We start from the raw sequence: 25,794 nt of genomic DNA, 5'->3' as shown, positions 1-25,794 counted from the left end.
GCTGCGCCATCGCCGACATGCTGTGCGCGGTGGCGTCCAGTTCGGAAGCGGCCGCTGCCACGGTGCGCAAAGCGGTGGTCGACGAATTCTCAAAGCCGGTGAGCAACCGCTCGATGGCTTGGGCACGACGCATCTTGGCCTGCTGTTCGGCGGCTTCGACGGCAGCGAGGCGGTCGGCCTCGATCATGTTGTCCTTGAACACCTGGACCGCGCGGGCCATGGAGCCCAACTCGTCCTGGCGGGCCGTTCCGGGGATCTCGGTGGTCATCTCCCGGTTCGCCAACCGGCCCATGGTGCCGGTCAGCGTGTGGAGCGGCTTCACGACCGCGGTGAGGATCAGCAGGGCAGCACCGACGCCGGTCATAGCCGCCACGAGGATTGCAGCGATGATCCAGTTGCGGGAGACGTCGTAAATCTTGGCGCCGTTGTCCGCAGCCTTCACTCCTTCGACCCGGTTGAAGTTCACCAGCTCTTCCAGAATCGCCACGGCAGTGCGGAATTCCTGCCGCGACTCACCGATAAACAGTCCGGAGATCGCAACCGTGTCGTTCTTGCGCGCAAGAGGGCGCAACCTGTCCCGACTGATGGTGAAATACCGATTGAACGAATCGACAAGCTTTCGATAGGTCTCGGTTTCCCAGCCCGGTGTCAGCATGCTCTCATACACGGAGCGCTTTTGTTCGATCAATCGGATGACTTTTTCCAGGCTTTCCTCTTCCTTGCGGATCTCGGACTCGTCCTGTACCGCAATCAAGGCGCCTTCACCGGTCCGGTAGGAATAGAAGGTCGAATAGAGATCGGAGACGGCGACGACCGAAGGCAACCAATTGTCGCGTATCTCCGCCGCTTCGTCATTCACCGATGACATGCGGTTGATCGCAAACAGACCAAGCAGCGCGGTGCCGATCAAGAGCACCAAGAAGGCCGCAATCACCTTCGTCCGGACAGATGCGTTCACCAACCGATCCATGGCTGAACCCTTTAATCTCTAATCATTGCGAGTCTTAATAGAATCACAAGGAGATTAAATTGGGGCTTACCCTTATCGATTTCCTTTCATGGCCTATGAAGGGAAACGCTGGAAGGGGGATCGAATTTTTCCGATGCGCGGCTCAAAATGCCACGTTTATGTGGCTTGAGAGAAATCGGTGATCGCGCATGATGAAAATTTCAAGGGATGGTGATCCGGGTGGGATTCGAACCCACGGCCACATGATTAAAAGTCACGTGCTCTACCAACTGAGCTACCGGATCATCCAGCGCGGCGGTGGGAAACTGGCCCCCGCCGGAAGTGGGCGCACCATAGAAAGACGCGCCTGAAAGGTCAACCACGGGCTTGATGGAAAATGCAGGATTTTGCATCAAGCCCGTGGTCGTAAGGTTCAGGTCTGGCTGGTCGTCGGAACCGTGCCGTTGCCGGCCTCCAGAGCGAAGCGTTCGGCCAGCCGTTCGGCGACACGGGCAGATACGAAGTGGCGGATGTCGCCGCCCAGGCGCCCGATCTCCTTGACGAAGCGCGAGGAGATGAACTGGTGCTTCTCCGACGACATCAGGAAGATCGTCTCGACCTTCGGGTTCAGCCGGGCATTCATGCCCGCCATCTGGAATTCATATTCGAAGTCCGAGACGGCGCGCAGGCCGCGGATGATGACGCGGGCGTTCATCTCGATGGCGAAATGCATCAGCAGATTGTCGAACGCCCGCACCTCGATGCTGGCCCCGCCGGCATTCAGCGCGGCCACATCCTCGCGAACCATGGCGACCCGCTCGTCCGTGGAATAGAGCGGCCCTTTGCCGGCATTCCGGGCGACGCCGATGATCAGGTGGTCGACCTGTCGGGCGGCGCGCTGAATGATGTCCATGTGACCGTTGGTGATCGGATCGAAGGTGCCCGGATAGACACCGATTCGATGACCCTTGCTGATCTCGGCCTTGCTGGTCTCGGTCTGGCTGGTCGCCATGGGTTCCCCTTTAGGCCCGTCCGTTATTCGTTCGGCCCGGAAGCGTCGCCAGCATCGCCGACCGACCCGACCGAACCGTTGGCGTCACCGCCGTCCTCGACCCCAGTCTCCCCGACGCCGTTCTCACCCACGCCAGTCTCGCCTTCTTCCTCGGCGATGGTGGCGACGGACACCACACGCTCGTCCGCCCCCACGCGGAACAGCGTGACGCCCAGCGTCTTGCGGCCTGCCACCCGCACATCGTGCAGCGGCATGCGGATCACTTGGCCGCCGTTGGTGACCATCATCACCTGATGGTTCGATTCGACGGGGAAGGCGGCGACGATGGAGCCGTTACGCTCGCCCATCTCCATGTTCCAGATGCCCTGGCCCCCGCGTCCGGCGGTGCGATACTCGTAGGACGAGCTGCGCTTGCCATAGCCGCGGTCGGAGACGGTGAGAATATACTGTTCCTTTTGTTTCAAATCCTCGTACCGCTCCTGCGACAGGGTGACGCTGTCGGTCGGCACCTCATCGGCTTCCGGAGCGGCCTCGCCCTCCATCTCCAGCCCTTCGTCGCGCTTCATCTTGAAAAAGGCGGCGCGTTCCTCGGGCGTGGCGTCGACATGGGCCAGGATCGACAGCGACACCACCTCGTCCCCGTCGGCCAGCTTGATGCCGCGCACGCCGGTGGAGGTGCGGCCGGCGAAGACGCGCACGTCGTCGACCGGGAATCGGATGCACTTGCCGCCGCGGGTCGCCAGCAGGATGTCGTCGGTTTCCGAACAGGTGTGGACACCGATCAGCCGCTCGCCCTCTTCCTCCAGCTTCATGGCGATCAGGCCGTTGGAGCGGATGTTGGCGAAGTCGGACATACGGTTGCGGCGCACGTTGCCCTTCGACGTGGCGAAGACGACGTGCAGGTCGGACCAGGCGGCCTCGTCCTCCGGCAACGGCAGGACGGTGGTGATGGTCTCGCCGTCGATCAGTGGCAGCAGGTTGACGAAGGCCTTGCCGCGCGCCTGCGGGTTGCCCAGCGGCAGCCGGTAGACCTTCAGCTTGTAGACCATGCCGCGGTTCGAGAAGAGCAGCAGCGGCGTGTGGGTGTTGGCGACGAACAGGTCGCTGACCGCATCTTCCGCCTTCATCGACATGCCGGAACGGCCCTTGCCGCCGCGCTTCTGCGCCCGATAGGTCGACAGCGGTACCCGCTTCACATAGCCGGACTGGCTGACGGTGACGACCATGTCCTCGCGCTGGATCAGGTCCTCGATGTCGGCCTCGAATTCCAGATCCTGGATTTCGGTGCGGCGCGGGGTGCCGAACCGCTCCTTCATCTCGACCAGTTCGTCGCGCAGGATCCCCATCAGCTTCGGCCGGTTGGCGAGCGTGGCGAGGAAATCGGCGATCTGGTCGGTGACGTCGGTCAGCTCGGCGCCGATCTTGTCGCGCTCCAGCCCGGTCAGGCGGTGCAGGCGCAGGTCGAGAATGGCGCGGGCCTGGACTTCCGACAGCCGGTAGGTGCCCTGTTCGCTGACGCCGCGGCCCGGTTCGTCGATCAGTTCGATCAGCGGGCCGACGTCATGGACCGGCCACTCGCGGTTCATCATCTCCTCGCGCGCCCAGACCGGGTCGGGGGCGCTGCGGATCAGCTCGATCATCGCATCCAGGTTGGCGACGGCAACCGCCAGACCGACCAAGGTGTGCGCCCGCTCGCGGGCCTTGCCCAGCAGGAACTCCGTCCGGCGGGTGATGACCTGCTCACGGAAGCGGACGAAGGCGGTGATGATCTGCAACAGATGCATCAGCTCCGGACGTCCGCCGTTCAGCGCCAGCATGTTGACGCCGAAGGAGGTCTGGAGCTGGGTGTGGCGGAACAGCTGCGCCAGCACGACGTCTGGTACCGCGTCGCGCTTCAGCTCGACCACCACGCGGACGCCGTCGCGGTCGGATTCGTCGCGCAGGTCGGCGATGCCCTCGATGATCTTTTCGTTCACGACCTCGCCGATGCGCTCCATCAGCTTGGCCTTGTTGACCTGATAGGGGATCTCGGTCGCGACGATGGCGGTGCGGTCCTTGCGCACCTCTTCGAAATGGGTCTTGGCGCGCAGGATGATCGAGCCGCGCCCGGTCTGCAGCGCCGCCCGGCTGCCCGAGCGGCCGAGGATCAGGCCGCCCGTCGGGAAGTCGGGGCCGGGCACATGCTCCATCAGCTCTTCGAGCGTGACGTCGGGATTGTCGATGTAGGCGCAGCAGGCGTCGATCACCTCACCCAGATTGTGGGTCGGGATGTTGGTCGCCATGCCGACGGCGATGCCGCCGGCGCCGTTCACCAGCAGGTTGGGGAAGCGGGCCGGGACTACGGTGGGCTCACGGCCCGAATCGTCGTAGCTGGCCTGGAAGTCGATGGTGTCCTTGTCGATGTCGTCCAGCAGGGCTTCCGCCGCCTTGGCCAGACGCGCCTCGGTGTAGCGCATCGCCGCCGGCGGATCGCCGTCCATCGAACCGAAATTGCCCTGGCCGTCGATCAGCGGCAGGCGCATCGAGAAGTCCTGCGCCATGCGGACCATGGCGTCGTAGATCGCGCTGTCGCCGTGCGGGTGGTATTTACCCATCACGTCGCCGACGATGCGCGCCGACTTCTTATAGGGCTTGGTCGAGTCGTACCCGCCCTCCTTCATCGCGTAGAGGATGCGCCGGTGCACCGGCTTCAGCCCGTCGCGGACGTCGGGCAGGGCACGGCTCACGATCACGCTCATCGCGTAGTCGAGATACGATTTCCGCATCTCGTCTTCGATGTTGATCGGCGCGATGTCGGAGGCGGGAGGAAGGGGCGTATTGCTCAAGCAGGACACTCATTCTTCGTATGCGCCGCCGCTTGACGAATCCGCGGCAGTCACTGGCCTTGCGGGCCGAAGGTTTTGCCCAGGAAATATAGCAACTCTCGCAATTGCACACAACGATTCGGGGCTGAAAAGCCGGCTCAGCCCCGGCTCAGATACGCGAATCGGAGCGAGAGGATGGTGACCGATACCAGACTGGCGATCAGGATTCCCTCGAACAGCCCGTGGGCACCGTGGCCGAGACCGAAGACCAGGAAGGCCGACACCGGAATCATCACCACCGCGTAGGAGAAGAAGTGCAGCGCCGTCGGGATCCAGGCGTCGTGCCGGCCGCGCAGCGCGTTCGCCATCACTGTCTGCCCACCGTCGGCGATCAGGATCCAGGCGGTGAAGGAGATCAGCGGCACCACCGCTTCCAGCAACTGCGGATCGTTGGAGTAGATGGCCCCCAGCGCGTCGGGCACGCTGCGATAGAGAATGCCGACGCAGGCCAGGATGGCGCTGGTGACGCCGAGGCCGGTCCAGCCGGCCAGCGCCATGTCGCTGCGGTCGCCGCGGCCATAGGCGACGCCGACCCGCACCGCGGTGGCCGAGGCAAGTCCGACCGCCGCCATGAAGGGCAGGGCGGTCAGGTTCAGCCCGACCGTGTAGGCACCGAGCGCCAGCGGGGAGATCATGCCGGCGAACAGGCCGAGCCCACCGAAAGCCCCGCTCTCCACCCCGATGCTGAGCCCGGCGGCATAGCCGAGGTGACGCTGGCGCGCGGCTCCGCTCCACCAGTCGGACACCGGCCGGCGGACCTGCCAGCGGTCATGGTCGCGCATCCACCAGACATAGGCGACGAGCCCCAGCCCCATGGCCCAGCGCACGATGGTGGTCGCCCAGGCGGAGCCGACCGCGCCCAGCGGCTCCAGCCCGACATGGCCCCACACCAGCACCCAGGCCAGCGCCGCATTGACGATGTTGCCGATCACCATGGCGACCATGCCCGGCCATGGGCGTTTGATGCCCTCCAGGAAGAATCCGGTGGTGATGTAGAGCATCATGCCCGGCGCGCCGAGGCCCAGAACCGCCAGCACATGGGCGCCGCCGGCGGACATCTCCGCGGTCTGGCCGCCGGCCTGGAAGAGCGGAACACCCAGCAGCGAGACCAGGGCGAACAGCACTCCCAGCAGCAGTGCATAGGGGACCGACCGCCGCCATGCCCGCCCACAGTCTGCATCGCTGCCGGCGCCGAAGGCGTGGGCGGTGATCATCACGGTGCCCATCAGCAGCCCGACCCCGGTGCCGACCATGATGTTGCCGGGCAGGTGGGCCAGCCCGTAATAGGCCAGTTCCTGGGCGGAGAAACGGCCGACGATGGCGGTGTCGACCGCCATCATCACCATCAGTCCGGCGCGGGAAACGATGACCGGCGCCGCCAGCCGCAGCAGTTCGCCGATGTGGGCGGCAAGGCGCGCGCGCAACGGCTCCGGGGCGGGCAGGGTGGCGGTGCTCATGACGAAACCTGTGGTGGAAGAGGATGGTGTCGCGGCCTGAGCCATGCCGCCGGACCGTAAGGCTTGACCGGAAAGCGGGCAGACTGCGCAAAAGCTGGTCATCTTGCCCGGTGGGCGTACCGCGTCAAGGTTTTCGGTCGCCTCGAAAGGACGGTTGCATTCACTGCATGGCGGCGAGGTGGGGTGCGGAACCAAGCCGCTGTCATTGCGTTGTCAGAAACAGAGACCAACGACGCCCCGGCCATCGCCCAATCGCAATCGCTCATCCCCTTCTCCCAGCCCCACCCCAGACCGGAGAGACACCATGCAGCACGCCAAGAACCGCCGGCAGCGCGCCACCGCCCGCGCCATCCCGTTCCCCGCGCGCGAAATGGTGATCCTGACTTTCCTTATGGCTCTGGCAGCCATGCTGACCGGCTGCAACACGGTCGAGGGCGCTGGGCAGGACGTCCAGGCCGGAGGCCGGGCGATTGAACGGACCGTCGACTGACGCGTTATCCCAGGGCCACCCCCTGGACCACCCTTGCGAAGGAGTTCCCGTATGAGCGAACCGCAGAAGCCGTCCACCCCCGGCGAGATTCCGCCGCCGTCCAACCCGAACCCGCCGCAGCCCGACCGTCCGACGACGCCCGATCCCTATCCGGTGCCCGACAACCCCGGCATCCTGCCGGAAGTTCCTCCGCCGGCCGACGAGCCGATGCCGGGCATGCCCAACCCGACGACGGCATGACGGTGTCGCTGTGATGTAAAAGGTCCGGGGGAGGGGGCGCTGTTTCCCTCCCCAACCCGAACTGCTTACCGCCGCAGATCCTTGTCCAGGTTCGGCTCGGCCCGGTCGCCGTTCAGGCGGGCACGATAGACCTGCACGGCCTCCAGCACGCGCTGGACATAGTTGCGGGTTTCGGAGATCGGAATCAGTTCGATCCAATCGACCACGTCGATGGTCTCCGTGCGGGGATCGCCATAGGTCTGCAGCCACTGGCGCACCCGGTTCGGACCGGCGTTGTAGCCGGCGATGGCCAGCACCCACGATCCGTTGAAGCGGTCGATCAGCTCGGCCAGATAGGCCGACCCCAGCGTGACGTTGTAGCCAGGGTCGGAGGTCAGCCGCGCGTTGGTGTGCTTCAGCCCCAGCTTCCCCGCGACCAGCTGCGCCGTCGTCGGCATCAGCTGCATCAACCCGCGCGCACCGGCGGACGAGACGATGGTGGGGTTGAAGGTGCTTTCCTGCCGGATGATGCCGTGGATCAGCGCCAGTTCCGGTGCGGCCGGACGGGCATCGATCATCGGATAGCCGGCCTCGACCAGGAACACCTCGTTCTGGGCGGCGTCCTTGGCGGCGGCAACGGCCAGATCGCGCCGGCCGACGTCGCTGGCCAGCCGGGCGGTGAGCACGTAATCGGCAGGCGTCTTGGCGTCCAGGCTCAGCCGGCGGACGAAACCGGTCACCTGATCGGACGCATTGCCGCCGATCTCCGCCAGCAGGCGGGCAACGCGCACCACCTCGCGCCTATTGAAGGCGGCCGTCTCGGCGCTCGACACGGTCGGTGGCGTCGGCAAGGTTACGGCACCCCCGGAGACATGGCGGAAGGCCAACTGGCCGTAGAAGGTGGTGGGGTAGGTCGCCGCCTTGGCGTACCAGTCGCGCGCCGGCCCGGCCTGGCCCAGCGCCTCCGCGGCACGGCCGCACCAGTAGGCGCCGCGCGCCTTGCTGATCGGCGCGGTGACGGAGCGGTACAGCTTGTGGAAGTGGGTGAAGGCTTCCGACGGCTTGTCGAGGAAGCGGAGCGCCAGGAAGCCAGACAGGAACTCCGCATCGGCGAAGGAACTGCCCTCGCTCATCCCGTTGGCGCTGACCAGCCGGTAGGCGAGGTTGTAGTCGCCGCGCTCCATGGCCCGACGGGCCAGCAGATGCCGCTCCGACCACCAGGATTGCGGACGGCCCATGTCGGTGCCGGCCTGGGCGATGATGTTCAGTGCGCCGGCATCGTCGCCCTTGCGCCGCAGATAGCGGGCGCGGTCGAACATCAGGCCCGGATCGTTCAGCAGGCTGGACGGCACGCGCGACAGGGCGGCCTCGGCACCGGCAGCGTCGCCGTCCAGTGCAATGCGCGCTTCGATCAGCGCGTCATAGGCCTCGTCGAAGAAGGGCAGCATCCGGCGGACCGGAGCTTCCTGCTTGGCCCAGAGCAGCCGGTCGATGCGCGCCTTATGGTCCTGCTGGCGCAGATAGGGCGTGTAATGGGAGAGGAAGGTGGCCTCTTCGTCCGCGGTGAAGTTGGCGTCGGCCCACTGCTTGCGGATCAGGGTGGTCGCACGCTCCACGCTGCCGGTCGCGATCAGCGCGTCGGCATAGCGGACGAAGCCGTCGTTGGTCTGCGGCGGGCTCTGGCGAAACCACTCCACCACGTCGGCCGGCGGGATGTCGGGCATCGCCATTTCCGCCTGACGGCGCAGCGCTGCCATGTTCGGCCAGTCCGGGTTCTCGCGGATGAAGGCGGCGATGTCGGTGAAGCTGCCGCCGCCCGGGTTGGCGAGCGCGATCCAGCGCAGAACCTTCGCCGGTAACGGGTCTTGCGCGCTCGACGCCGAGGCCAGCGCTTCCGAAAGACGCTCGTCATTCGCGAGCCTAAAGGCCTCGCGGTAGATCGCGATGTCCTGCGGGCTCAGCGCCGCGGCGGGAAGGGCGCCGGGAAGCGCCGCGAAAAGGGTGAGGAGACCCGCGAAAACAGAGGTCCGGGCGCTCTTGCCGAGGGCGGCGGGGAGGGATAATGTGCGCAACTCTTTTTTCCAGCTAAGCCGACTGAGGAGGCAGCCATGTTCCACGGTTCCATCGTCGCCCTTCTGACTCCGTTCAAGGGCGGGAAAGTGGACGAGAAGGCCTTCCAGTCCTTCGTGGAGTGGCAGGTCGCGCAGGGCACGCACGGTCTTGTGCCCTGCGGCACCACCGGCGAGTCGCCGACCCTGTCCCATGAAGAACACAACCGCGTCGTTGAGCTGTGCATCGAGGCGGCCGGCGGCAAGGTTCCGGTGATGGCCGGAACCGGTTCCAACTCGACCGACGAAGCCATCGCCCTGACCCGCCATGCCAAGCAGGCTGGCGCGCAGGCGGCGCTCGTGGTCACGCCCTACTACAACAAGCCGTCTCAAGAGGGTCTGTACCAGCATTTCAAGGCGATCCATGACGCGGCGGATTTGCCGATCTTCATTTACAACATTCCGGGCCGCAGTGTCGTGGATATGTCTGTGGCGACGATGGCGCGGCTTGCAAAGCTGCCCAACATCGTCGGTGTGAAGGACGCGACCGCCGATCTGTCCCGCCCGTCCCGCCTGCTGCAGGAGGTCGGTCCCGACTTCATCCAGCTGTCGGGCGAAGATGCCACGGCTCTGGCCTTCAACGCGCAGGGTGGGGTGGGGTGCATCTCCGTCACCGCGAACATCGCGCCCGCGCTGTGCTCCGCCATGCAGACCGCCTGGGCCAAGGGCGACCTGAAGGAGGCCTTCCGCCTGCGCGACGTGCTGTCGCCGGTCCACGATTCGATGTTCGTCGAGACCAGCCCGGCGCCGGTCAAGTTCGCCGCCAGCCTGCTCGGCCTGGGCAGCGACGAGGTGCGCCTGCCGCTGGTTCCGGCGACCGAAGCCGCCCGTACCGCCGTGCGTGGAGCCATGACCAAAGCCGGCCTGTTGTCCTGAGTGACGGAACAGGCCGTATAGGAGAGAGATTTGGCGACGCGCGAGGAAGCAAAAAAATATGCGGCGCAGAACCGCCGCGCGCGGTTCGACTTCTTCATCGATGATGTCCTCGAAGCCGGGATCATGTTGACCGGGTCGGAGGTGAAGTCGTTGCGCGGCGGCCGCGCCAGTGTGAACGAGGCCTATGCCGGTCTGAAGGGCGGGGAGCTGTACCTGTTCAACGCGTACATCCCCGAATATCTCCAGGCCGGCCGCATCGATCAGCACGAGCCGAAGCGGCCGCGCAAGCTGCTGGTCCGTCGCCGCGAGCTGGACAAGCTCGCGGCCGGGATCAAGCAGAAGGGCGTCACGCTGGTGCCGATGTCGGTCTATTTCAACGACCGCGGCTATGCCAAGGTCGAGATCGGCCTCGCCACCGGCAAGAAGAAACATGACAAGCGCGAGAGCGAGAAGGAACGCAGTTGGCAGCGCGACAAGGCGCGGCTGATGCGCGACAAGGGTTGATACGGTGGCACGCCTCGACAATCGGGCCACGGACCGCGACTCCACCGTCGCCGCCGTGGCCGCCGAAGCCCTGTCCGAAATCCGGCCGCAGGGCCGGATTCTCGTCGCCTTCGACAGTGACGGCGCCATCGCCGACGCACTCCGTGATGGCGGTGCGGACGTGGTGGTGTGGAACCGTCTCGCCACAGGCGGGCAGGCTGCCACGCCCTGGCCGGCGGAGGGGCCGTTCGACGGCGCCGTGCTGCGCCTGCCGCGCGGCTGGGCCGGATTCGAGATGGCGCTTCATGCGCTCGCCTCCCGCCTTGCCCCCGGTGCCCCGCTGTGGATCGCCGGCGGCAACGACGAAGGCGTGACCAGTGCCGCGAAGCATCTGGACGGGCTGGCGGAAGAGCCGGAAACGCTGATCATCAAGCGGCGCGCCCGGCTGCTGCTGACCCGGCGCACCGATGCACCGGCCAAAGGGGCCCTGGAGGATTGGCGGCAGACCGTCACCCTCACTCTGCCCGACCGGACGCTGGAGCTGGTGTCCTATCCGGGCCTGTTCGCCCACGGCCATCTGGATGCCGGCACCGAATGCCTGCTGAAGGTGCTGCCGGAGGTGGCGGCCGGCACCCGCGTGCTGGATTTCGGCTGCGGCGCCGGGGTGATCGCGCGGGCCGTGCGTGAGCAGCAGCCTGACGCGCCGCTGACCCTGCTGGACATCGACGCGGTAGCCCTGCACGCCGCCCGTCAGAATGTGCCGGACGCCGAACTGGTGCTGAGCGACGGCTTGGCCGGGCTGGGCACCCGCGAACGTTTCGGCCTGATCCTGTCCAACCCGCCGCTCCACCGCGGCAAGGACGAGGATTTCGGCATGCTCGACGCGCTGGTGGCGGGGACGAAGCAGTATCTGAAGCTGCGCGGCACCCTGGTGGCGGTGACGCAACGGACTGCCGGCGTCGGCAAGCTGTTCAAGGCGGCGTTCGGCCACAGCGACATGTTGATGGAGACCACACAGTTCCAAGTGTGGTCGGGAACGCCGAAGTAGGATTTGGGAGGCGGCAGACGATGCCTCCTCCCATCTTCCGTCATCGCGTCCTACACATTCACTCCGCGCATCCCTTCAGCTGTATAGCGGGCCCCTGCCGCCACTCCCGGAGGCAGCGCATCGCTCAGCGCCTTGACCTCCGCAACGGTCAGCGTCACCGCTGCGGCGCCGACATTCTCCTCCAGATACTTGATCCGCTTGGTGCCTGGAATCGGCAAAATGTCCGGTCCCTGGGCCAGCAGCCATGCCAGCGCCACTTGTCCCGGGGTGCAGCCCTTCTGTGCCGCCAGTGCCTTCACCTGCTCGACCAGCGCCAGATTGCGGTCGAAATTGTCTCCGGCAAAGCGCGGTGCCACGCGGCGGAAATCGTTCTCGGCAAACTGGTCGGGACTGCTGACCGCACCGGTCAACATGCCGCGGCCGAGCGGTGCGTAGGCGACCAGCGAGACGCCCAACTCGCGGCAGGTCGGCAGCACCCCAGCCTCCACATCGCGGGTCCACAGCGAATATTCGCTCTGCACCGCGGCAATGGGATGGACGGCGTGTGCGCGGCGCAGGGTGGCCGCGGACACCTCCGACAGGCCGAGCGCGCGGACCTTGCCCGCGTTGACCAGATCGGCCATGGCTCCGACCGTCTCTTCCACCGGAATGTCCGGGTTGATGCGGTGCGCATAATAGAGGTCGATGGTCTCCACCCCCAGCCGCTTCAGCGAAGCATCGCAGGCCTGGGCCACATAGGCCGCGCTGGTATCGACCCGGCGGGCATACTCGCCGGGCTGGCGGACGATGCCGAACTTGGTGGCGAGCGTCACCCGGTCGCGCTTGCCGGCCAGGAAACGGGCGAGCAGCGTTTCATTGTGTCCACTGCCATACATGTCGGCGGTGTCGTAGTGGGTGACGCCAAGCTCCAACGCCCGTTCCAGCGTGGTGAGCGACTGGGCATCGTCGGTCGGGCCATAAAACTCCGACATGCCCATGCAACCGAGGCCGATTTCGGAAACCGAGAGAATGCCACCGATGTTGCGCTGTTTCATCGCTTTACCCCTCCCGTGCCGCGGCCGGGCGGATTACCCTGGAAGCCTGCGGCAACAACTACACTACACTGTGCAGTGTACTTTGAGGGTGGGGAATGTCAACGTCTCAGGCGGGGGGGGCCGCGCGCGGTTCGGTCAAACGGGATGCGGTGGTGGAGGCGGCGACACGCGCTTTCCTCACACATGGCTACGAGGCTTCGTCGATGGACGCCATCGCCGCCGACGCCAATGTGTCGAAACGTACCGTTTACAACCACTTTCCCGGCAAGCGGGAGCTGTTCCAGGCCGTTGTATCGGAACTCTACGAGGGGTTCCGCAGCGAGGACGGACAAAGCCTGCTGCGCCACGACCAACCGCCGGAGAAGGCATTGCCGGCTTTCCTGCGCTCCCTGCTGGTGCATACCGGCCGGCCGGAGGTGCGTGGCCTCCTGCGCCTGGTGATCGCCGAGCACCAGCGCTTTCCCGAGCTGTCGCAGGACTATCTGGAGGGCGGCAAGAGCCAAGCCTATGCACTGCTCGACGACTATATCGCCGCCCAGCATGCCCGCGGCCGATTGAACGCGCCGGATCCGCATGTGGTGGCGACCCAGTTGCTGGGCGGCATGAAGGAGGTTCTGTTCTGGCCGACCATGCTGGGCCTGCCGGTCACCGCCGACCCGGAGACGGTGATCGCCGATTCGGTCGCAGCCCTGATCCGCGCCTACGGTGCTGCGCCGATCAGCGTCCCCGCAGGTTCGACGGATTGACGCCCATCGCTTCCCTAATGCGGCGGGCGAAGTGGGAGCGGTTGGCATAACCGCAGGCCTCCGCCGCTTCCTGCACGCTCAGTCCCTCGCTTTGCAGCAGGTCGCGGGCATGGGCAACCCGTTCTTCCGTCAGGATGCTGCGGACCGAACACCCCTCATCGCTCAAGCGGCGGCGCAGCGTGCCGGTGCTGAGGTTGAGCGCCCCGGCCACACGCTCCGCGGTCCAGGGAATGTCAGGCTGGGTCCGCAGCAACTGGCGCACCGCGTCGGTGGTCCCGGTCGGCGCCACCGGTCCCAGCCACCAGACACCATCCTCCAGCAAGGCCAGCAACACCTCCATGCAGCGATGCTCCGCCAGCTTGGGCGGGAGTGGCGGGTCGGCGGTGAGACCGGCGGCGGCATGGTGGATGGCGTCGGTCAGGGATGGCGTCAGGATGACATGCCAATCGCCGGGCCGGCTGCGCTGCGTCAGCCCGTCCGTGCCATGGGTACGCAGAAGGCGCCGGACCATCTCCGCCCGGAACTCCAGCACCAGCGCACGGTAACGTCCGCCGTAGCTGGGATCGTTCACCACCGCCCCGGACCAGCCCGGCGGCAGCAGCATGGCGCTGCCGGCCGGGAAGCGGCGGGTTGTGCCGGATTGGTCGGTCAGTTCCTTGGTGCCTTCCAGCACCGCGATCAGGGCGGTGCGCTCGATCTGCACCTCGGCCAGACGCTCACGGTCGTGGGCGATGAAGGCCCACAGTTCCGGCCGGTGTGGCCGATCGCCGCCGCCGGGACGGAGATCGCGGGCGGCGAAGCGGGACAGGCGGGCGAGCAGATCGGGACCCATGGCATTCATCCTTCGGCCTCGGCCGAGTCTAGGGCCGGTCGGCTTGGGCGATCAACGGCCGTAACGGGCCGTCAGCGTCGCCTTGCCCAAACTGGCGGCGTTCAGGTTGAAGCCGATCATGGCGCCCGATGCGTCGGCGGGCAGGGGCAGGCTGTCGACCTTCAGCGCATGGACGGTGACGATATAGCGGTGCGGCTTGTCGCCCTGCGGCGGGCAGGGACCACCGTAGCCGGAGATGCCGAAGTCGGTGCGGCTCTGCACGGCACCGGCGGGCAGGTTCGGCTTGGCAGCATCGCCGGCACCGGCCGGCAGGCCACGGCTGTCGGGCGGCAGATTGAACACCAGCCAATGCCACCAGCCACTGCCGGTCGGCGCATCCGGATCGTAGATGGTGACGGCCAGGCTGCGCGTGCCGGCCGGCGGCGCCGTCCAGCTCAAGGCCGGCGACTGGTTGCCGCCGGTACAGCCGAAGCCGGCGAAGACATTGCGCTCGGGGATCAGCGACTTGTCGGTGAAATCGGGGCTGTGCAGGTCGAATGCCGCGGCGGGCGATGCGGCCAGCAGCAGGGCGGCCAGCAGAGCCATGCGGGCGGGAAATTCGGCGGTCATCGGACATCTCCGTCGTTCGGGATGCCCTGACGATAAAGGGCCGCGGATCGCTCCGCGGCCCCGAACGGCTCAAAGACGGTCCCGAGCTGCTCAGCCCTGCTTGAGCAGCCTTGCCGCATCCACCGCGCCATAGGTGAGGATGGCATCGCATCCGGCGCGCTTGAAGCCGATCAGCGTTTCCAGCAGAGCCTTGTCGTAATTCAGCCAGCCGTTGCCCGACGCGGCGCGCAACATCGCGTATTCGCCCGACACGTGGTAGGCGAAGGTCGGGACCGCGAACTGGTCCTTTACCCGCCGGATGACGTCGAGATAGGGCAGGCCCGGCTTCACCATCACCATGTCCGCGCCCTCCTGCAGGTCGCAGGCGACCTCGCGCAGGGCCTCGTCGGTGTTGGCGGAGTCCATCTGGTAGGTGGTCTTGTCGCCCTTCAGGAAGCCGCCGGAATTCACCGCGTCGCGGAACGGGCCATAGAAGGCGGAGGCGTATTTGGCGGCGTAGGAGCAGACACGGGTCAGTTGATACCCCTCCGCATCCAGCGTGTCGCGGATGGCGCCGATGCGGCCGTCCATCATGTCGGACGGGGCGACGATGTCGACACCGGCCTCGGCCTGCGACAGGGCCTGACGGATCAGAACCTCGACCGTTTCGTCATTCTGGATGTAGCCGTCGCGCAGGAGGCCGTCATGCCCATGCGTGGTGTAGGGGTCCAGCGCCACGTCGCCCAGGATGCCGACATCGGGGGCGGCGGCCTTCACCGCGCGGATGGCGCGGTTCATCAGATTCTCGGGATTGTAGGCTTCCGCCGCATCCTCCGACTTGCCCTCGGAACCGACGACCGGAAACAGCGCGATGCAGGGAATGCCCAGCGCACCGGCTTCCACCACCGCCTCGCACAGCAGGTCGATGGTCAGGCGCTCCACGCCGGGCATTGAGGCGACCGGCTCCCGCCGGTTCTCGCCTTCGATCACGAAGACCGGCCAGATCAGGTCGTCGGCGGTCAGCGTGTTTTCGGCGACCAGACGGCGGGTCCAGGCATCGGCGCGGTTGCGGCGCAGTCGGGTGCGCGGGAAGGCGGCGGGCAGGGTGATCGGCATCGGGAGAACCACGCACTTAGAACGAGTGCGGCGATCCTACGCCTTCCCTCATAGTGAACTCAAGCCGCGGGGGCCGTTCCAGTCCCTGGGGACCGGGCATGAGCCTTGCGCAGGGTTCATGCCCCGCCATGGGCTTCGCCGCCTGCCTGTCGGGCAACCGACTCCCATTGCGCCGCCATCGGATCGGCAACGGCGGAATCGTCGGCGCCGACCGGGCGGAAACCGGTGTCCTGTGCCTGTAGAGCCCAGCGATTGCCTTCCTTGCGGTAACTGGACACCAGTCCGCCGGTAAAGGCCGCGCCCTCCCAGGACCGCACCTCGAACGTCACATTGGGATGGGCGACGGTGATCAGGTTATAGGCGTTCGCCTCGTTCCGCAGACGGGTCGAGGTGGCGGTGGAGGCCTGCGCAACCAGGATGGACCGGGCGACCTGGGTGTGAAAACTCATGATGTCGCCGGAATAGGCCTTGTGCAGATGCCCGGCCAGCAGCAGGTCGACACCGCAGCTTTCCAACGCCGGCAGCGCCAGCTTGTGGCGACCGACCAGCTGGGTCTTGGGCAGGTCGGGCGGCGGCAGGAAGGGATGGTGGGTGAACAGCACCTTGAACATCCTGTCCGGCATTCCGCAGAATACCTCGCGGACCCGCGCGATCTGCCGCTTGTTCATCCTCCCTTCGGAAAAATCCATGATCACGGGGCGGGCGGTGTTGATGCCCAGCACCGCGATCTCGTCGTCGATGTGCAGCGGACTGAAGTCGCTGGTGATGTAGCGCCGGTAATGGCCGAACGGGTCGGTGAAGCGCTTGAACACATTGTAAACCGGGATGTCATGATTGCCCGGTACGGCCATGTAGGGAAACGGCAATTTCTGCAGGAAGGCCCGCGCCTCCTCGAAATGGCGCGGCTTGGCCCGTTGGACGAAGTCGCCTGAAATGACGATCAGGTCGGGAGCCTGCATGGTCAGGTCGGCCAGCAGGCCATCGACAACGCGCGGATCGATCCGCCCGAAATGCAGGTCGGAAATGTGAGCGAGCCGTTTCACGCCATCCTCATCCTTTCTCTCAGCCGGGCGCCAGAACCTTCAGTGCGCCGGGGAGAATCCGATAATGCAGCGGGGTGTGCAGTTTCCGGATCTCACCATCGTTGACCATCTTCAGGTGGTGCCTGCGGCTGTGGACCGTGAGGCTGGTGACCGCATAGGTCTCCAGCCCTTCGTCCTGCTTCCACGAACCCGCAACCAGACGTCCCATCAACCGCAACATTGCAAAGGCGTTCCGTTCGCGGGCCACATAAACCCCGAGTTTTCCGGCATCGAGCGCCTGGCGGGAGAGGACCAGCCCGAACCCGTCATCATAGACATTGTTGGAAACCACCAGAATCGGCGTGCGCATCCGCCGCGGACCCTCGCCCCAGTCCAGCCGCACATCCAGCATCGGAAGGCGGTACAGCGTCTTCGCCAGGGCCACGGCGGCACCGGGCCATTTCAGCAGCCGGTGCTGCTTGCGCTGGCGCTCACGTTCCTGGACCACCTGCGGATAGAAGCCCAGAACCGAACTGTTGAGGTAGGGCTCCCCATTCACCTCGGCGATGTCGATGGCGCGGACCCGCCCCGCGGCCAGTGCCTCCGCCGCATCCTCCAGTTCCAGCGGAACATGAAGATCACGAGCCAATAGATTGAGAGTGCCCAGCGGAATCACGCCCAGCGTCTTGCCCTTCGGGAGTGCCAGCTTCGCCGCGCTGTGCAGCGTGCCGTCTCCGCCGCCGACCACAACGGCCTCGGCATCGGAGTCCAGCACCCGTTGGATCGTATCGGTGCATTGCGCGCCGTCGACGGTATGGAGGTCTACGGTCGCACCATGCCGTTCGAACGCCGTGCGGATCGCCGCCTCGGCGCGGTCTATGGGCCGATCGACCAGTGAGCCCGCCTGCCGGTTCAGGACGATTCCGATCTTCATGGCGCACCCGGCAGGCTGTTGAGCGGCATCGGCATCTGACCTTCCCTGAGAAGTCGAATGGTGTCTCGTCTTCAGATGAGAGCGTGAGCGCAACGGTCCAAGAGGGGTGATGTTCCTGATTGGCTGTGCCGGACCGTCACGGGCGAACATCCGGATCCGTATGGTGGGTTTGACAGCGCCGCCCGCTCCCGTATCATCGCTGTTGGCCAACGCTGCCGTCCTGACGCGCAAAAGGATGCACGGCAGGGATGGCGCAGGAGGCCCGCCACCGCCCGATTCGCAACGATAATTGAGAAAATACAAGACGATGAGCGACGCTGCTGAGATTCTGTTCGAACGTCGGGGCGCCATCGGCCTCGTCACGCTCAACCGGCCCAAGGCGATGAACGCGCTGACGCTGGGCATGATCAGGCTGTTCGATCCGCAGTTGCGGGCCTGGAACGCCGATCCGGAGGTCAAGGCCGTCGTGATTCGCGGTGCCGGCGAAAAGGCATTCTGCGCCGGCGGCGACGTCGTCAGCCTGTATGAGGCTGGCAAGGCCGCCAGGGAGGGGCGTGGCGACACCGGGCCGGTCCGCGCCTTCTTCAGCGAGGAATATGTGCTGAACCGGCTGATCAAGCGCCTGTCCAAGCCCTATGTCGCGCTGATCGACGGCATCTCGATGGGCGGCGGCGTCGGACTGTCGGTGCACGGCACCCACCGCATCGTCACCGAGCGCACCCTGTTCGCCATGCCGGAGACCGGCATCGGCCTCTATCCCGACGTCGGCGGCACCTATTTCCTGCCGCGCCTGCCGGGGCAGGTCGGCATCTGGCTGGGGCTGACCGGCGACCGTCTGAAGGCGGCCGACCTGCTTGCCATCGGTGCCGCCGACGCCTTCGTGCCGAGCGCCCGGATCGACGCGCTGATCGACGATCTGGCGGCAGGAGTCCCTGCCGACGAAGCCGTCGCCGCCCACCGGGGCGAAGCGGGCGATGCGGCGGTGAGCGGCATCCGCGCGGCGGTCGACCGCTGCTACGCCTTCGACAGCGTCGAAGCCATCGTCAAGGCGCTGGAAGCCGAGGGAACCGAGTGGGCGGCCGGTCAGATCGCCATCCTGCGCCGGGTGTCGCCGACCAGCCTGAAGGTGACGCTGGCTGCCCTGCGCCGGGGCGCCAAATTGGATTTTGAAGGCTGCATGGTGCAGGAACTGCGCCTCAGCCTCGCCTGCTTGGCCGGCGACGATTTCTATGAGGGCATCCGCGCCGTCCTGGTCGACAAGGACAAGAACCCGAAATGGAAGCCGGCCGAACTGGCCGATGTCGGTCCGTCGGATGTCGAGCGTCACTTCGCCGAACCGTCTGGCGGCGATCTCGTGTTCCGGGACTGACCATAGGCGATGTCGAAGGGATGAAGGTCACGCACCGATTGCGTGGTCTTCCCCTTTTTGCTTATGCGGGACCTGCCGCCCGGTAGAAAGCCTTTCGCCGGGGGCACCCTGCGAAAGGGGCCTGTACAGACGGGTTGTGCCAGACTTTTTCTGGAATTATTAAGATGATTGCCGACGAATGATCGGTTAATCTCGCCTTAAGGTCCCGGTATCGTCCTTGCGCGGGGAACGGCCGGTTAGAGCCAAAGGAGACCGCGGTGCGCAAACCTTATTATGAGAGCATTCTGTTGATCGAGCGGCTTCACCGCCACTTTCTTGAAGTGCTCAAGACTGAGTTGGACAGGCTCGGCATCCAGGACATCAACAACGTCCAGAGCCTGATCCTGTACAACATCGGCGAAGACGAGATGACGGTCGGCGAACTGACCGCGCGCGGTTACTATCTGGGCTCCAACGTCTCCTATAACGTCAAGAAGATGGTCGAGAACGGCTATCTCGGCCAGGAACGCTCCCCGCACGACCGCCGTTCGGTCCGTGTCCGCCTGTCGGAGAAGGGCCTGGATCTGCGCGAGAAGATCAGCGTCATGTTTGAACGTCATCTGACCGCCCTGGAAAAGGCCGGCTTCAGCGACGAGGAACTGACCAAGGCGAACGAGACCCTGCGCAAGCTGGAACGTTTCTGGTCGGCCTCGCTCGACTACAGCGGCTTTCCGATGACCTCGGCGGCCTGACCGGCCGATTTTGCGACGGCCCCCGCGGTTCCGGCTCCCGCGGGCGGCATCGGGTTCAAGCTTCCCATTGCGGCCTTACAGTCGGGGCAGGGAAGCGAGACCGATTGAGCCGGCACCTTCACCGTCCATTCCGCAAGCCTTCTTGCGTGTGAGCTGAACCCATTCGCGACTTCATGCGTTGTCGTGGATTGGCCTTGGCGCGGCCCTCTTGCCGTGCCGGAGCGATCATGGCAATGGGCGGCGCATGTCTTACACGGTCATGTTGGTGGGGCTGGGATTCCTGATCCTGCTGGTGGCGTGGCTACCGATGGTCCTGAGGGAATTGCCGCTTTCCCTGCCGATCATCTGCGTCGGTTTGGGCTTTCTGGTCTTCGGAACGCTGGAACTGGAAAACCCCGAGCCGCTGGCCTTTCCGGAAGCGACCGAGCGGCTGACGGAACTGATCGTCATTATTTCCCTGATGGGTGCGGGGTTGAAGCTGGACCGCCGCATCGGTTGGCGGCGCTGGATCATCACGTGGCGCCTGCTGGGCATCACCATGCCCTTGTCGATTTTCATGATCGCCCTGATCGGCTGGTACTGGCTCGATTTTCCACTCCCGGCCTCGATTCTGCTGGGGGCGGCTTTGGCGCCGACCGATCCGGTCCTCGCCTCCGACATCCAGGTTGGCCCGCCGAAATCGGGGGAGGAGGACGAGATCCGGTTCAGCCTGACGTCCGAAGCCGGGCTGAATGACGGTCTGGCCTTTCCCTTCGTCCATCTCGCCATCGGGGTGGCTCTGCTCAACGGGAACCCGCCCTGGAACCTGCTGGAACATTGGGTGCTGCTGGACGTGGTCTGGAAGCTGATTGCCGGAGTCGGTGTCGGTTGGCTGGTCGGGCGGTTCCTCGGCTATGTCACTTTTCGGGTGCCGAACCGGGCCAACCTGTCACGGACCGGTGACGGGTTCGTATCGCTCGGCATCACGCTGATCGCCTATGGCCTGACGGAGCTGGCCAGCGGATACGGTTTCGTCGCCGTCTTCGTCGCCGCGCTCGCCCTGCGCGACGCGGAGCGCAACAGTGAATATCACGAGCGCCTGCACGACTTCGTCGAGCAGACCGAGCGACTTATGATGATGATCATGCTGGTGCTGTTCGGCGGGACGATTGCGCATGGCCTGATCGACGCCCTGTCCTGGAGCGCCGTGGGTGCGGCGGTGGTCATCCTGCTTCTGGTGCGTCCGGTGGCAGGGGTGGTCGGGCTGACAGGCGTGGCGATGCCGGTCGGCGAGAAGCTGGCCATCGGTTTCTTCGGCATCCGCGGCATGGGCAGCATCTATTACATCGCCTATGCGCTGAACGCCGCGGAATTCGATGTGCCGAACGCGCTGTGGGCGATCACCGGGTTGATCGTGCTTCTCTCGATTCTCGTTCACGGCACCACGGTGACGCCGATCATGCAGCGGATCGACCGCCGCCGGCGGTCCGCCGAACCGCCGGCGGACGCCTCCATACACCGCCGAATGGAAAAAGCGGGTGTTTCGGCCGACCCTTGATGAAAATTGTTTGTGAAGCTGAAATTCAGCTTTCCGTACAAGACGATGCCCCTGCATAGTGGACGGGAATGGACGGCGCGCACGGTCTGACGGTTTCCGATGAAACCAAATGGACAGGCCGGAACGACCGTCCGGGACCCGCCGGACAAAAAGATCCGAGCGATCCAATCCGGACGGGCGCCCGCACTATGCGCAATGCAACGCTGAGGGGGAGGAATTCACGCATGATCGCACGTCTTCTGGCCGGTGCCGCCCTTGCTGCCCTGACGATCGGTGTCGCGTCCACCGGGCCTGCCTTGGCCCAGCAGGGCAAGCTGTCCGGCGACATGGTCAAGATCGGTGTGCTGAATGACCGTTCGGGCCTCTATGCCGACCTCGGCGGCGAGGGATCGGTCATTGCCGCCCGCATGGCGGCGGAGGAGTTCGGCAACAAGATTCTCGGAAAGCCCATCGAGATCATCTCTGCCGACCACCAGAACAAGCCGGACATCGGTGCCAACCTCGCCCGCCAATGGATCGACCAGGACGGCGTCGATGTGATCGTCGACGTGCCCAATTCCGGCGTGGCACTGGCCGTACAGGAAGTGACCAAGGAGAAGAAGAAGATCTTCCTGATGGAAGGTCCGGCCACTTCGCGTCTGACCGGCGACGCCTGTTCCCCCACCGGCTTCCACTGGCCCTACGACACCCACGCTCTGGCCGTCGGCACCGGTCAGGCGATGGTGAAGGAGGGCGGCGACAGCTGGTTCTTCATAACAGCCGACTATGCCTTCGGCCATCAGCTGGAGGCCGACACCTCGGTCGAGGTGAAGAAGGCAGGCGGCAAGGTCGTCGGTTCGGTGAAGGCGCCGCTGAACTCCGCCGACTTCTCCTCCTTCCTGCTCCAGGCGCAGGCGTCGGGCGCCAAGATCGTCGGCCTCGCCAATGCCGGCGGCGACACCATCACCTCGATCAAGCAGGCGTCGGAGTTCGGCCTGACGCAGGGTGGCCAGCAGAAGCTTGCCGGCCTGCTGATCTTCCTGTCCGACGTGCACGCGCTGGGGCTTCAGGTCGCCCAGGATCTGGTGCTGACCACCGGCTTCTATTGGGACCGCGACGACGAATCGCGCGCCTGGTCCAAGAAGTTCTTCGACCGCTACGGCAAGATGCCGACGATGGTGCAGGCCGGCAGCTATTCCGCCGTCCGTCATTATCTGAAAGCCATCGAGGCCGCAGGGACCGACGACGGCCCGGCCGTCGCCGCCAAGATGAAGGAGATGCCGGTCAACGACATGTTCGCCAAGAACGGCACCATCCTGCCGAACGGCCGCATGGTCCACGATATGTATCTGGCCCGCGTGAAGAAGCCGTCCGAATCGAAGGGTGCTTGGGACTATTACCAGATCCTACGCACCATCCCCGGCAAGGAAGCCTTCGCAAGCCTCGAGGAGAGCGGCTGCAAGCTGCCGAAATGACGGTGCCGAACTGATGGCCGGCCAGCACAAAGCCATGACGTGACGGAGCGGGATCCCCGCCGCGGCGGTCCTGGGGGACCGGTTCGGCGGGGATGCCGTTGGGGAGAGCGACGCTCATGATGGGAACGATTTTCGGCATTCCGCCCCAGGCGCTGTTCGGCCAGCTTCTGCTGGGGTTGATCAACGGATCGTTTTACGCGCTGCTCAGCCTTGGGCTGGCGGTGATCTTCGGCATGTTGAACGTCATCAACTTCGCCCATGGCGCGCTTTACATGATGGGCGCTTTCGTCGCGTGGCTGCTGCTGACCCAGCTTGGCATCGGTTACTGGTGGGCGCTGCTGCTGGCGCCGCTGGTCGTCGGGCTGTTCGGGGTGGTTCTGGAAAAAACGCTGCTGTCGCGGCTTTACAAGCTGGACCATCTCTACGGCCTGCTGCTGACGTTCGGGCTGGCGCTGATCGTCGAGGGCGCGTTCCGCCACCAGTATGGCGTCTCGGGGCAGCCTTACCCCATCCCCGACGCGCTGAAGGGCGGGCAGAATCTCGGCTTCATGTTCCTGCCCAACTATCGCGGCTGGGTGGTCGTCGCCTCCCTGATTGTCTGTATCAGCACCTGGATCGCCATCGAGAAGACGAAGCTGGGCGCCTATCTGCGCGCGGCGACGGAAAATCCGGTGCTGGTCCAGGCCTTCGGCATCAATGTCCCGCGGATGATCACGCTGACCTACGCCTTCGGCGTGGCGTTGGCCGGGCTTGCCGGCGTGCTGGCGGCGCCGATCTACCAGGTGTCGCCGCTGATGGGATCGAACCTGATCATCGTGGTCTTCGCCGTGGTGGTGATCGGCGGCATGGGGTCGATCCTGGGTGCCGTGCTGACCGGTTATGGGCTTGGCCTGCTGGAGGGGCTGACCAAGGTGTTCTACCCGGAGGCCTCCAACATCGTGGTCTTCGTCATCATGGCGGTGGTGCTGATGATCAAGCCAGCCGGCTTGTTCGGACGGGAGAGGTGAGCGCATGAGCCTTCATTCGCAAAGCGGCGTCCAGGCATCCGGGAAGGCCGTGCATGCGCCGGCTGCAGGGTCGACGCTGGCGCGGGTCGGCGCCCTTGCCGTGCTGGTGGCGCTGCTGGCGGTTCCCTTTCTGCTCTATCCCGTCTTCCTGATGAAGGTGCTGTGTTTCGCCCTGTTCGCCTGTGCCTTCAACCTGCTGATCGGCTTCGGCGGTCTGCTCAGCTTCGGTCACGCCGCCTTCTTCGGAAGCGCCGCCTATGTCACAGCCCATACGGTAAAGGTGTGGGGACTGTCGCCGGAACTGGGGATTCTGCTTGGCACCGCGGCCTCGGCGTTCCTCGGCATCCTGTTCGGCAGCATCGCGATCCGTCGCCAGGGCATCTATTTCGCCATGATCACGCTGGCGCTGAGCCAGATGGTGTTCTTCCTCGCCCTGCAATTGCCCTTTACCCATGGCGAGGATGGCATCCAGGCGGTTCCGCGCGGCGTGCTGTTCGAAGTCTTCGACCTGAACAACCCGCTGGCGATGTACTATACGGTGCTGGGCGTTTTCCTGATCGGCTTTGCCATCATCTGGCGGACCGTGCATTCGCCCTTCGGGCAGGTGCTGAAGGCGATCCGCGAAAACGAACCGCGCGCGATTTCCCTGGGCTACCGCACCGAGCGTTACAAGCTGATGGCCTTCGTCCTGTCGGCGACGCTGGCCGGGCTGGCCGGTGGCACCAAGGCGATTGTGTTCCAATTGGCGACGCTGACCGACGTCACGTGGCAGATGTCGGGCGAGGTGGTGCTGATGACGCTGCTGGGCGGCATGGGCACGCTGACCGGGCCGGTGATCGGAGCTGCTCTGGTGGTGACACTGGAGAATTATCTGGCGGCGACAAGCCTTCCCGTGCCGGTGGTGATCGGTTGCATCTTCGTCGTTTGCGTGCTGGTCTTCCGCCGCGGCATTGCCGGGGAAATTCAGGCGCGGTTTGGAAAGCAGAGCCGCTCCGGATAACGGCGCTGATTAAGATGGATCAAATCGAATAAGAACTGTTTCACACAAAAGACAGTTCGATTTCAAAATATCGCATACCTCGAAAGAAAGTGTGCGGCGCTATTATTTTGCGTCCTGGAACGTTCTGTTTTCCTGGTGTTATAGGAATGAACTCGTTCGGCGGTGCAGCATAAATGGCCGACGCGAGATATGGGACGAAGCGTCATCCCGGACGAAAATATTCGAGGAGCATCCCGCATGGCTATGGACAAGGACACCACACCCGGTGTGCGCGACACCGCCGATCTGGCGAGGGGCGCGCTCGACGATCTGACGCGCGCCGGCGAGACCACCACCCGCCGCGCCGCCGATGCCGCGCGCTCGATCGGTGGAGCCGCGACGGAAACGGGAGTCCACGCTGCCGATGCCGGTCTGGATGCCGGACAGAGGGCGATGGATGCCGGGGCCGACATGACCCGCCGTGGCGCGGAAGCCGCCAGGTCGGCGATGGGTTCCGCCACCGATGCCGCCGGCCGTACGTCGGAGCAGTTCCAGCGCGCTCTGGGCCTGTCCAAGGAAGCCCAGGGCGAGGTCGCGAGCCAGACTCGTGAGACCATGGACGTCATGGCCCAGTGCAGCAGCGTGCTGGCCGACGGTCTCCAAAATGCCTGGCGTGAATGGATGGGGTTGGCCCAGGAGGTCGCTTCCCGCAACGCGGAGGGCATGAACGCCCTGATGCGCAGCCGGAGCGTCCCCGATTTCTACGCCGCGCAGAGCCGCATGCTGAAGGACAACATGCAACTGGTCCTCAGCCGCAGCGTGAAAATCTCCGAATTGTCGGCCAACACCGCCAACACCGCCATCGGCAAGCTGAATGCCCGACTGGAAGGTGCGGCACAGCAGGCGGAGCGCCGGTTCTGACCACCGCGCCGCCGATGA

At 65.3% G+C, this 25,794-nt stretch carries 24 protein-coding genes and 1 tRNA gene; 13 read left to right on the top strand and 12 right to left on the bottom strand.

Features of this window, described 5'->3' with window-relative positions; all coding sequences use genetic code 11:
* The 5 genes from TSH64_RS15940 to TSH64_RS15920 all read right to left on the bottom strand — a co-directional run.
* On the bottom strand, positions 1-970 hold a 970-nt coding region (locus TSH64_RS15940), incomplete at its 3' end, for an MCP four helix bundle domain-containing protein (protein ID WP_199237567.1).
* 208 nt (positions 971-1,178) lie between these two features.
* Positions 1,179-1,254: transfer RNA gene (locus TSH64_RS15935), tRNA-Lys, on the bottom strand.
* Between the two features lie 128 nt (positions 1,255-1,382).
* Positions 1,383-1,961, bottom strand: coding sequence for a pantetheine-phosphate adenylyltransferase (coaD, locus tag TSH64_RS15930; protein ID WP_109446331.1), 579 nt, complete (start codon positions 1,959-1,961; stop codon positions 1,383-1,385).
* A gap of 23 nt (positions 1,962-1,984) precedes the next feature.
* Positions 1,985-4,786, bottom strand: coding sequence for a DNA gyrase subunit A (gene gyrA / locus TSH64_RS15925; RefSeq protein ID WP_109446329.1), 2,802 nt, complete (start codon positions 4,784-4,786; stop codon positions 1,985-1,987).
* A 137-nt stretch (positions 4,787-4,923) separates the two neighbouring features.
* The gene (locus TSH64_RS15920; RefSeq protein ID WP_109446327.1) at positions 4,924-6,282 is read right to left on the bottom strand and encodes an MATE family efflux transporter; all 1,359 of its coding nucleotides are present in this window, start codon (positions 6,280-6,282) and stop codon (positions 4,924-4,926) included.
* A 304-nt stretch (positions 6,283-6,586) separates the two neighbouring features.
* Between TSH64_RS15920 and TSH64_RS36395 the strand changes: the two genes are divergently transcribed.
* Positions 6,587-6,772: an entericidin A/B family lipoprotein gene (locus TSH64_RS36395; protein ID WP_098739779.1), complete on the top strand. Its 186-nt coding sequence runs from the start codon at positions 6,587-6,589 to the stop codon at positions 6,770-6,772.
* 51 nt (positions 6,773-6,823) lie between these two features.
* Positions 6,824-7,012, top strand: coding sequence for a hypothetical protein (locus TSH64_RS15910; protein WP_014247578.1), 189 nt, complete (start codon positions 6,824-6,826; stop codon positions 7,010-7,012).
* A gap of 65 nt (positions 7,013-7,077) precedes the next feature.
* On the opposite strand, the gene TSH64_RS15905 is transcribed toward TSH64_RS15910, so the two are convergent.
* Complete coding sequence (locus tag TSH64_RS15905) at positions 7,078-9,063, bottom strand: lytic transglycosylase domain-containing protein (RefSeq protein ID WP_247872969.1); 1,986 nt, start codon at positions 9,061-9,063, stop codon at positions 7,078-7,080.
* A gap of 36 nt (positions 9,064-9,099) precedes the next feature.
* On the opposite strand from TSH64_RS15905, the gene dapA reads away from it, so the two are divergent.
* From dapA to TSH64_RS15890, 3 genes are read left to right on the top strand one after another with little or no spacing between them, the layout of a single operon-like run.
* The gene (dapA, locus tag TSH64_RS15900) at positions 9,100-9,975 is read left to right on the top strand and encodes a 4-hydroxy-tetrahydrodipicolinate synthase (protein WP_109446323.1); all 876 of its coding nucleotides are present in this window, start codon (positions 9,100-9,102) and stop codon (positions 9,973-9,975) included.
* Positions 9,976-10,005: 30 nt separating this feature from the next.
* Positions 10,006-10,479 carry an SsrA-binding protein SmpB gene (gene smpB, locus TSH64_RS15895; protein WP_042704640.1) on the top strand — a complete coding sequence of 158 codons (474 nt, stop codon included), beginning with the start codon at positions 10,006-10,008 and terminating at the stop codon, positions 10,477-10,479.
* 4 nt (positions 10,480-10,483) lie between these two features.
* A complete protein-coding gene (locus TSH64_RS15890) occupies positions 10,484-11,506 on the top strand; it encodes a methyltransferase (protein WP_109446321.1) in 1,023 nt (340 codons plus the stop codon).
* A 50-nt stretch (positions 11,507-11,556) separates the two neighbouring features.
* Here the strand turns inward: TSH64_RS15890 and TSH64_RS15885 are convergent, their stop codons facing one another.
* Positions 11,557-12,540, bottom strand: coding sequence for an aldo/keto reductase (locus TSH64_RS15885; RefSeq protein ID WP_109446319.1), 984 nt, complete (start codon positions 12,538-12,540; stop codon positions 11,557-11,559).
* Between the two features lie 95 nt (positions 12,541-12,635).
* Between TSH64_RS15885 and TSH64_RS15880 the strand changes: the two genes are divergently transcribed.
* On the top strand, positions 12,636-13,286 hold the full coding sequence (locus tag TSH64_RS15880; RefSeq protein ID WP_109446317.1) for a TetR/AcrR family transcriptional regulator: 651 nt from the start codon (positions 12,636-12,638) through the stop codon (positions 13,284-13,286).
* Here TSH64_RS15880 and TSH64_RS15875 read toward each other — a convergent pair.
* The 5 genes from TSH64_RS15875 to TSH64_RS15855 all read right to left on the bottom strand — a co-directional run bounded on the left by TSH64_RS15875 (position 13,258) and on the right by TSH64_RS15855 (position 17,778).
* Positions 13,258-14,118 carry a helix-turn-helix transcriptional regulator gene (locus TSH64_RS15875; RefSeq protein WP_109446315.1) on the bottom strand — a complete coding sequence of 287 codons (861 nt, stop codon included), beginning with the start codon at positions 14,116-14,118 and terminating at the stop codon, positions 13,258-13,260. The genes TSH64_RS15880 and TSH64_RS15875 overlap by 29 nt on opposite strands.
* A gap of 51 nt (positions 14,119-14,169) precedes the next feature.
* The gene (locus TSH64_RS15870) at positions 14,170-14,727 is read right to left on the bottom strand and encodes a YbhB/YbcL family Raf kinase inhibitor-like protein (RefSeq protein WP_109446313.1); all 558 of its coding nucleotides are present in this window, start codon (positions 14,725-14,727) and stop codon (positions 14,170-14,172) included.
* A 90-nt stretch (positions 14,728-14,817) separates the two neighbouring features.
* Positions 14,818-15,822, bottom strand: coding sequence for a porphobilinogen synthase (gene hemB / locus TSH64_RS15865; protein WP_109446311.1), 1,005 nt, complete (start codon positions 15,820-15,822; stop codon positions 14,818-14,820).
* Between the two features lie 116 nt (positions 15,823-15,938).
* Complete coding sequence (locus TSH64_RS15860; protein ID WP_109446309.1) at positions 15,939-16,865, bottom strand: metallophosphoesterase; 927 nt, start codon at positions 16,863-16,865, stop codon at positions 15,939-15,941.
* A 19-nt stretch (positions 16,866-16,884) separates the two neighbouring features.
* On the bottom strand, positions 16,885-17,778 hold the full coding sequence (locus TSH64_RS15855) for a diacylglycerol kinase family protein (RefSeq protein ID WP_109446307.1): 894 nt from the start codon (positions 17,776-17,778) through the stop codon (positions 16,885-16,887).
* Positions 17,779-18,085: 307 nt separating this feature from the next.
* On the opposite strand from TSH64_RS15855, the gene TSH64_RS15850 reads away from it, so the two are divergent.
* The 7 genes from TSH64_RS15850 to TSH64_RS15820 all read left to right on the top strand — a co-directional run bounded on the left by TSH64_RS15850 (position 18,086) and on the right by TSH64_RS15820 (position 25,776).
* On the top strand, positions 18,086-19,147 hold the full coding sequence (locus TSH64_RS15850) for an enoyl-CoA hydratase/isomerase family protein (RefSeq protein ID WP_109446305.1): 1,062 nt from the start codon (positions 18,086-18,088) through the stop codon (positions 19,145-19,147).
* 257 nt (positions 19,148-19,404) lie between these two features.
* Positions 19,405-19,878 (top strand): MarR family winged helix-turn-helix transcriptional regulator, encoded by a 474-nt coding sequence (locus tag TSH64_RS15845; RefSeq protein ID WP_045580172.1) that lies wholly within the window; start codon positions 19,405-19,407, stop codon positions 19,876-19,878.
* Between the two features lie 244 nt (positions 19,879-20,122).
* The gene (locus TSH64_RS15840; protein WP_109446303.1) at positions 20,123-21,415 is read left to right on the top strand and encodes a sodium:proton antiporter; all 1,293 of its coding nucleotides are present in this window, start codon (positions 20,123-20,125) and stop codon (positions 21,413-21,415) included.
* Positions 21,416-21,639: 224 nt separating this feature from the next.
* Complete coding sequence (locus TSH64_RS15835; protein ID WP_109446300.1) at positions 21,640-22,869, top strand: ABC transporter substrate-binding protein; 1,230 nt, start codon at positions 21,640-21,642, stop codon at positions 22,867-22,869.
* 119 nt (positions 22,870-22,988) lie between these two features.
* Entirely contained in the window at positions 22,989-23,876 is an 888-nt protein-coding gene (locus TSH64_RS15830; protein ID WP_109452701.1) for a branched-chain amino acid ABC transporter permease, read from the top strand.
* A gap of 4 nt (positions 23,877-23,880) precedes the next feature.
* A complete protein-coding gene (locus TSH64_RS15825; RefSeq protein WP_109446298.1) occupies positions 23,881-24,876 on the top strand; it encodes a branched-chain amino acid ABC transporter permease in 996 nt (331 codons plus the stop codon).
* A 237-nt stretch (positions 24,877-25,113) separates the two neighbouring features.
* Complete coding sequence (locus tag TSH64_RS15820) at positions 25,114-25,776, top strand: phasin family protein (RefSeq protein ID WP_109446296.1); 663 nt, start codon at positions 25,114-25,116, stop codon at positions 25,774-25,776.
* Positions 25,777-25,794 lie beyond the last annotated feature (18 nt).

This window comes from Azospirillum sp. TSH64 (assembly GCF_003116035.1).
In the GTDB taxonomy this organism is placed as follows: Bacteria; Pseudomonadota; Alphaproteobacteria; order Azospirillales; family Azospirillaceae; genus Azospirillum.
Note: the sequence above shows the minus strand (reverse complement) of the source record. Positions and strands in the feature narration are given on the sequence as shown.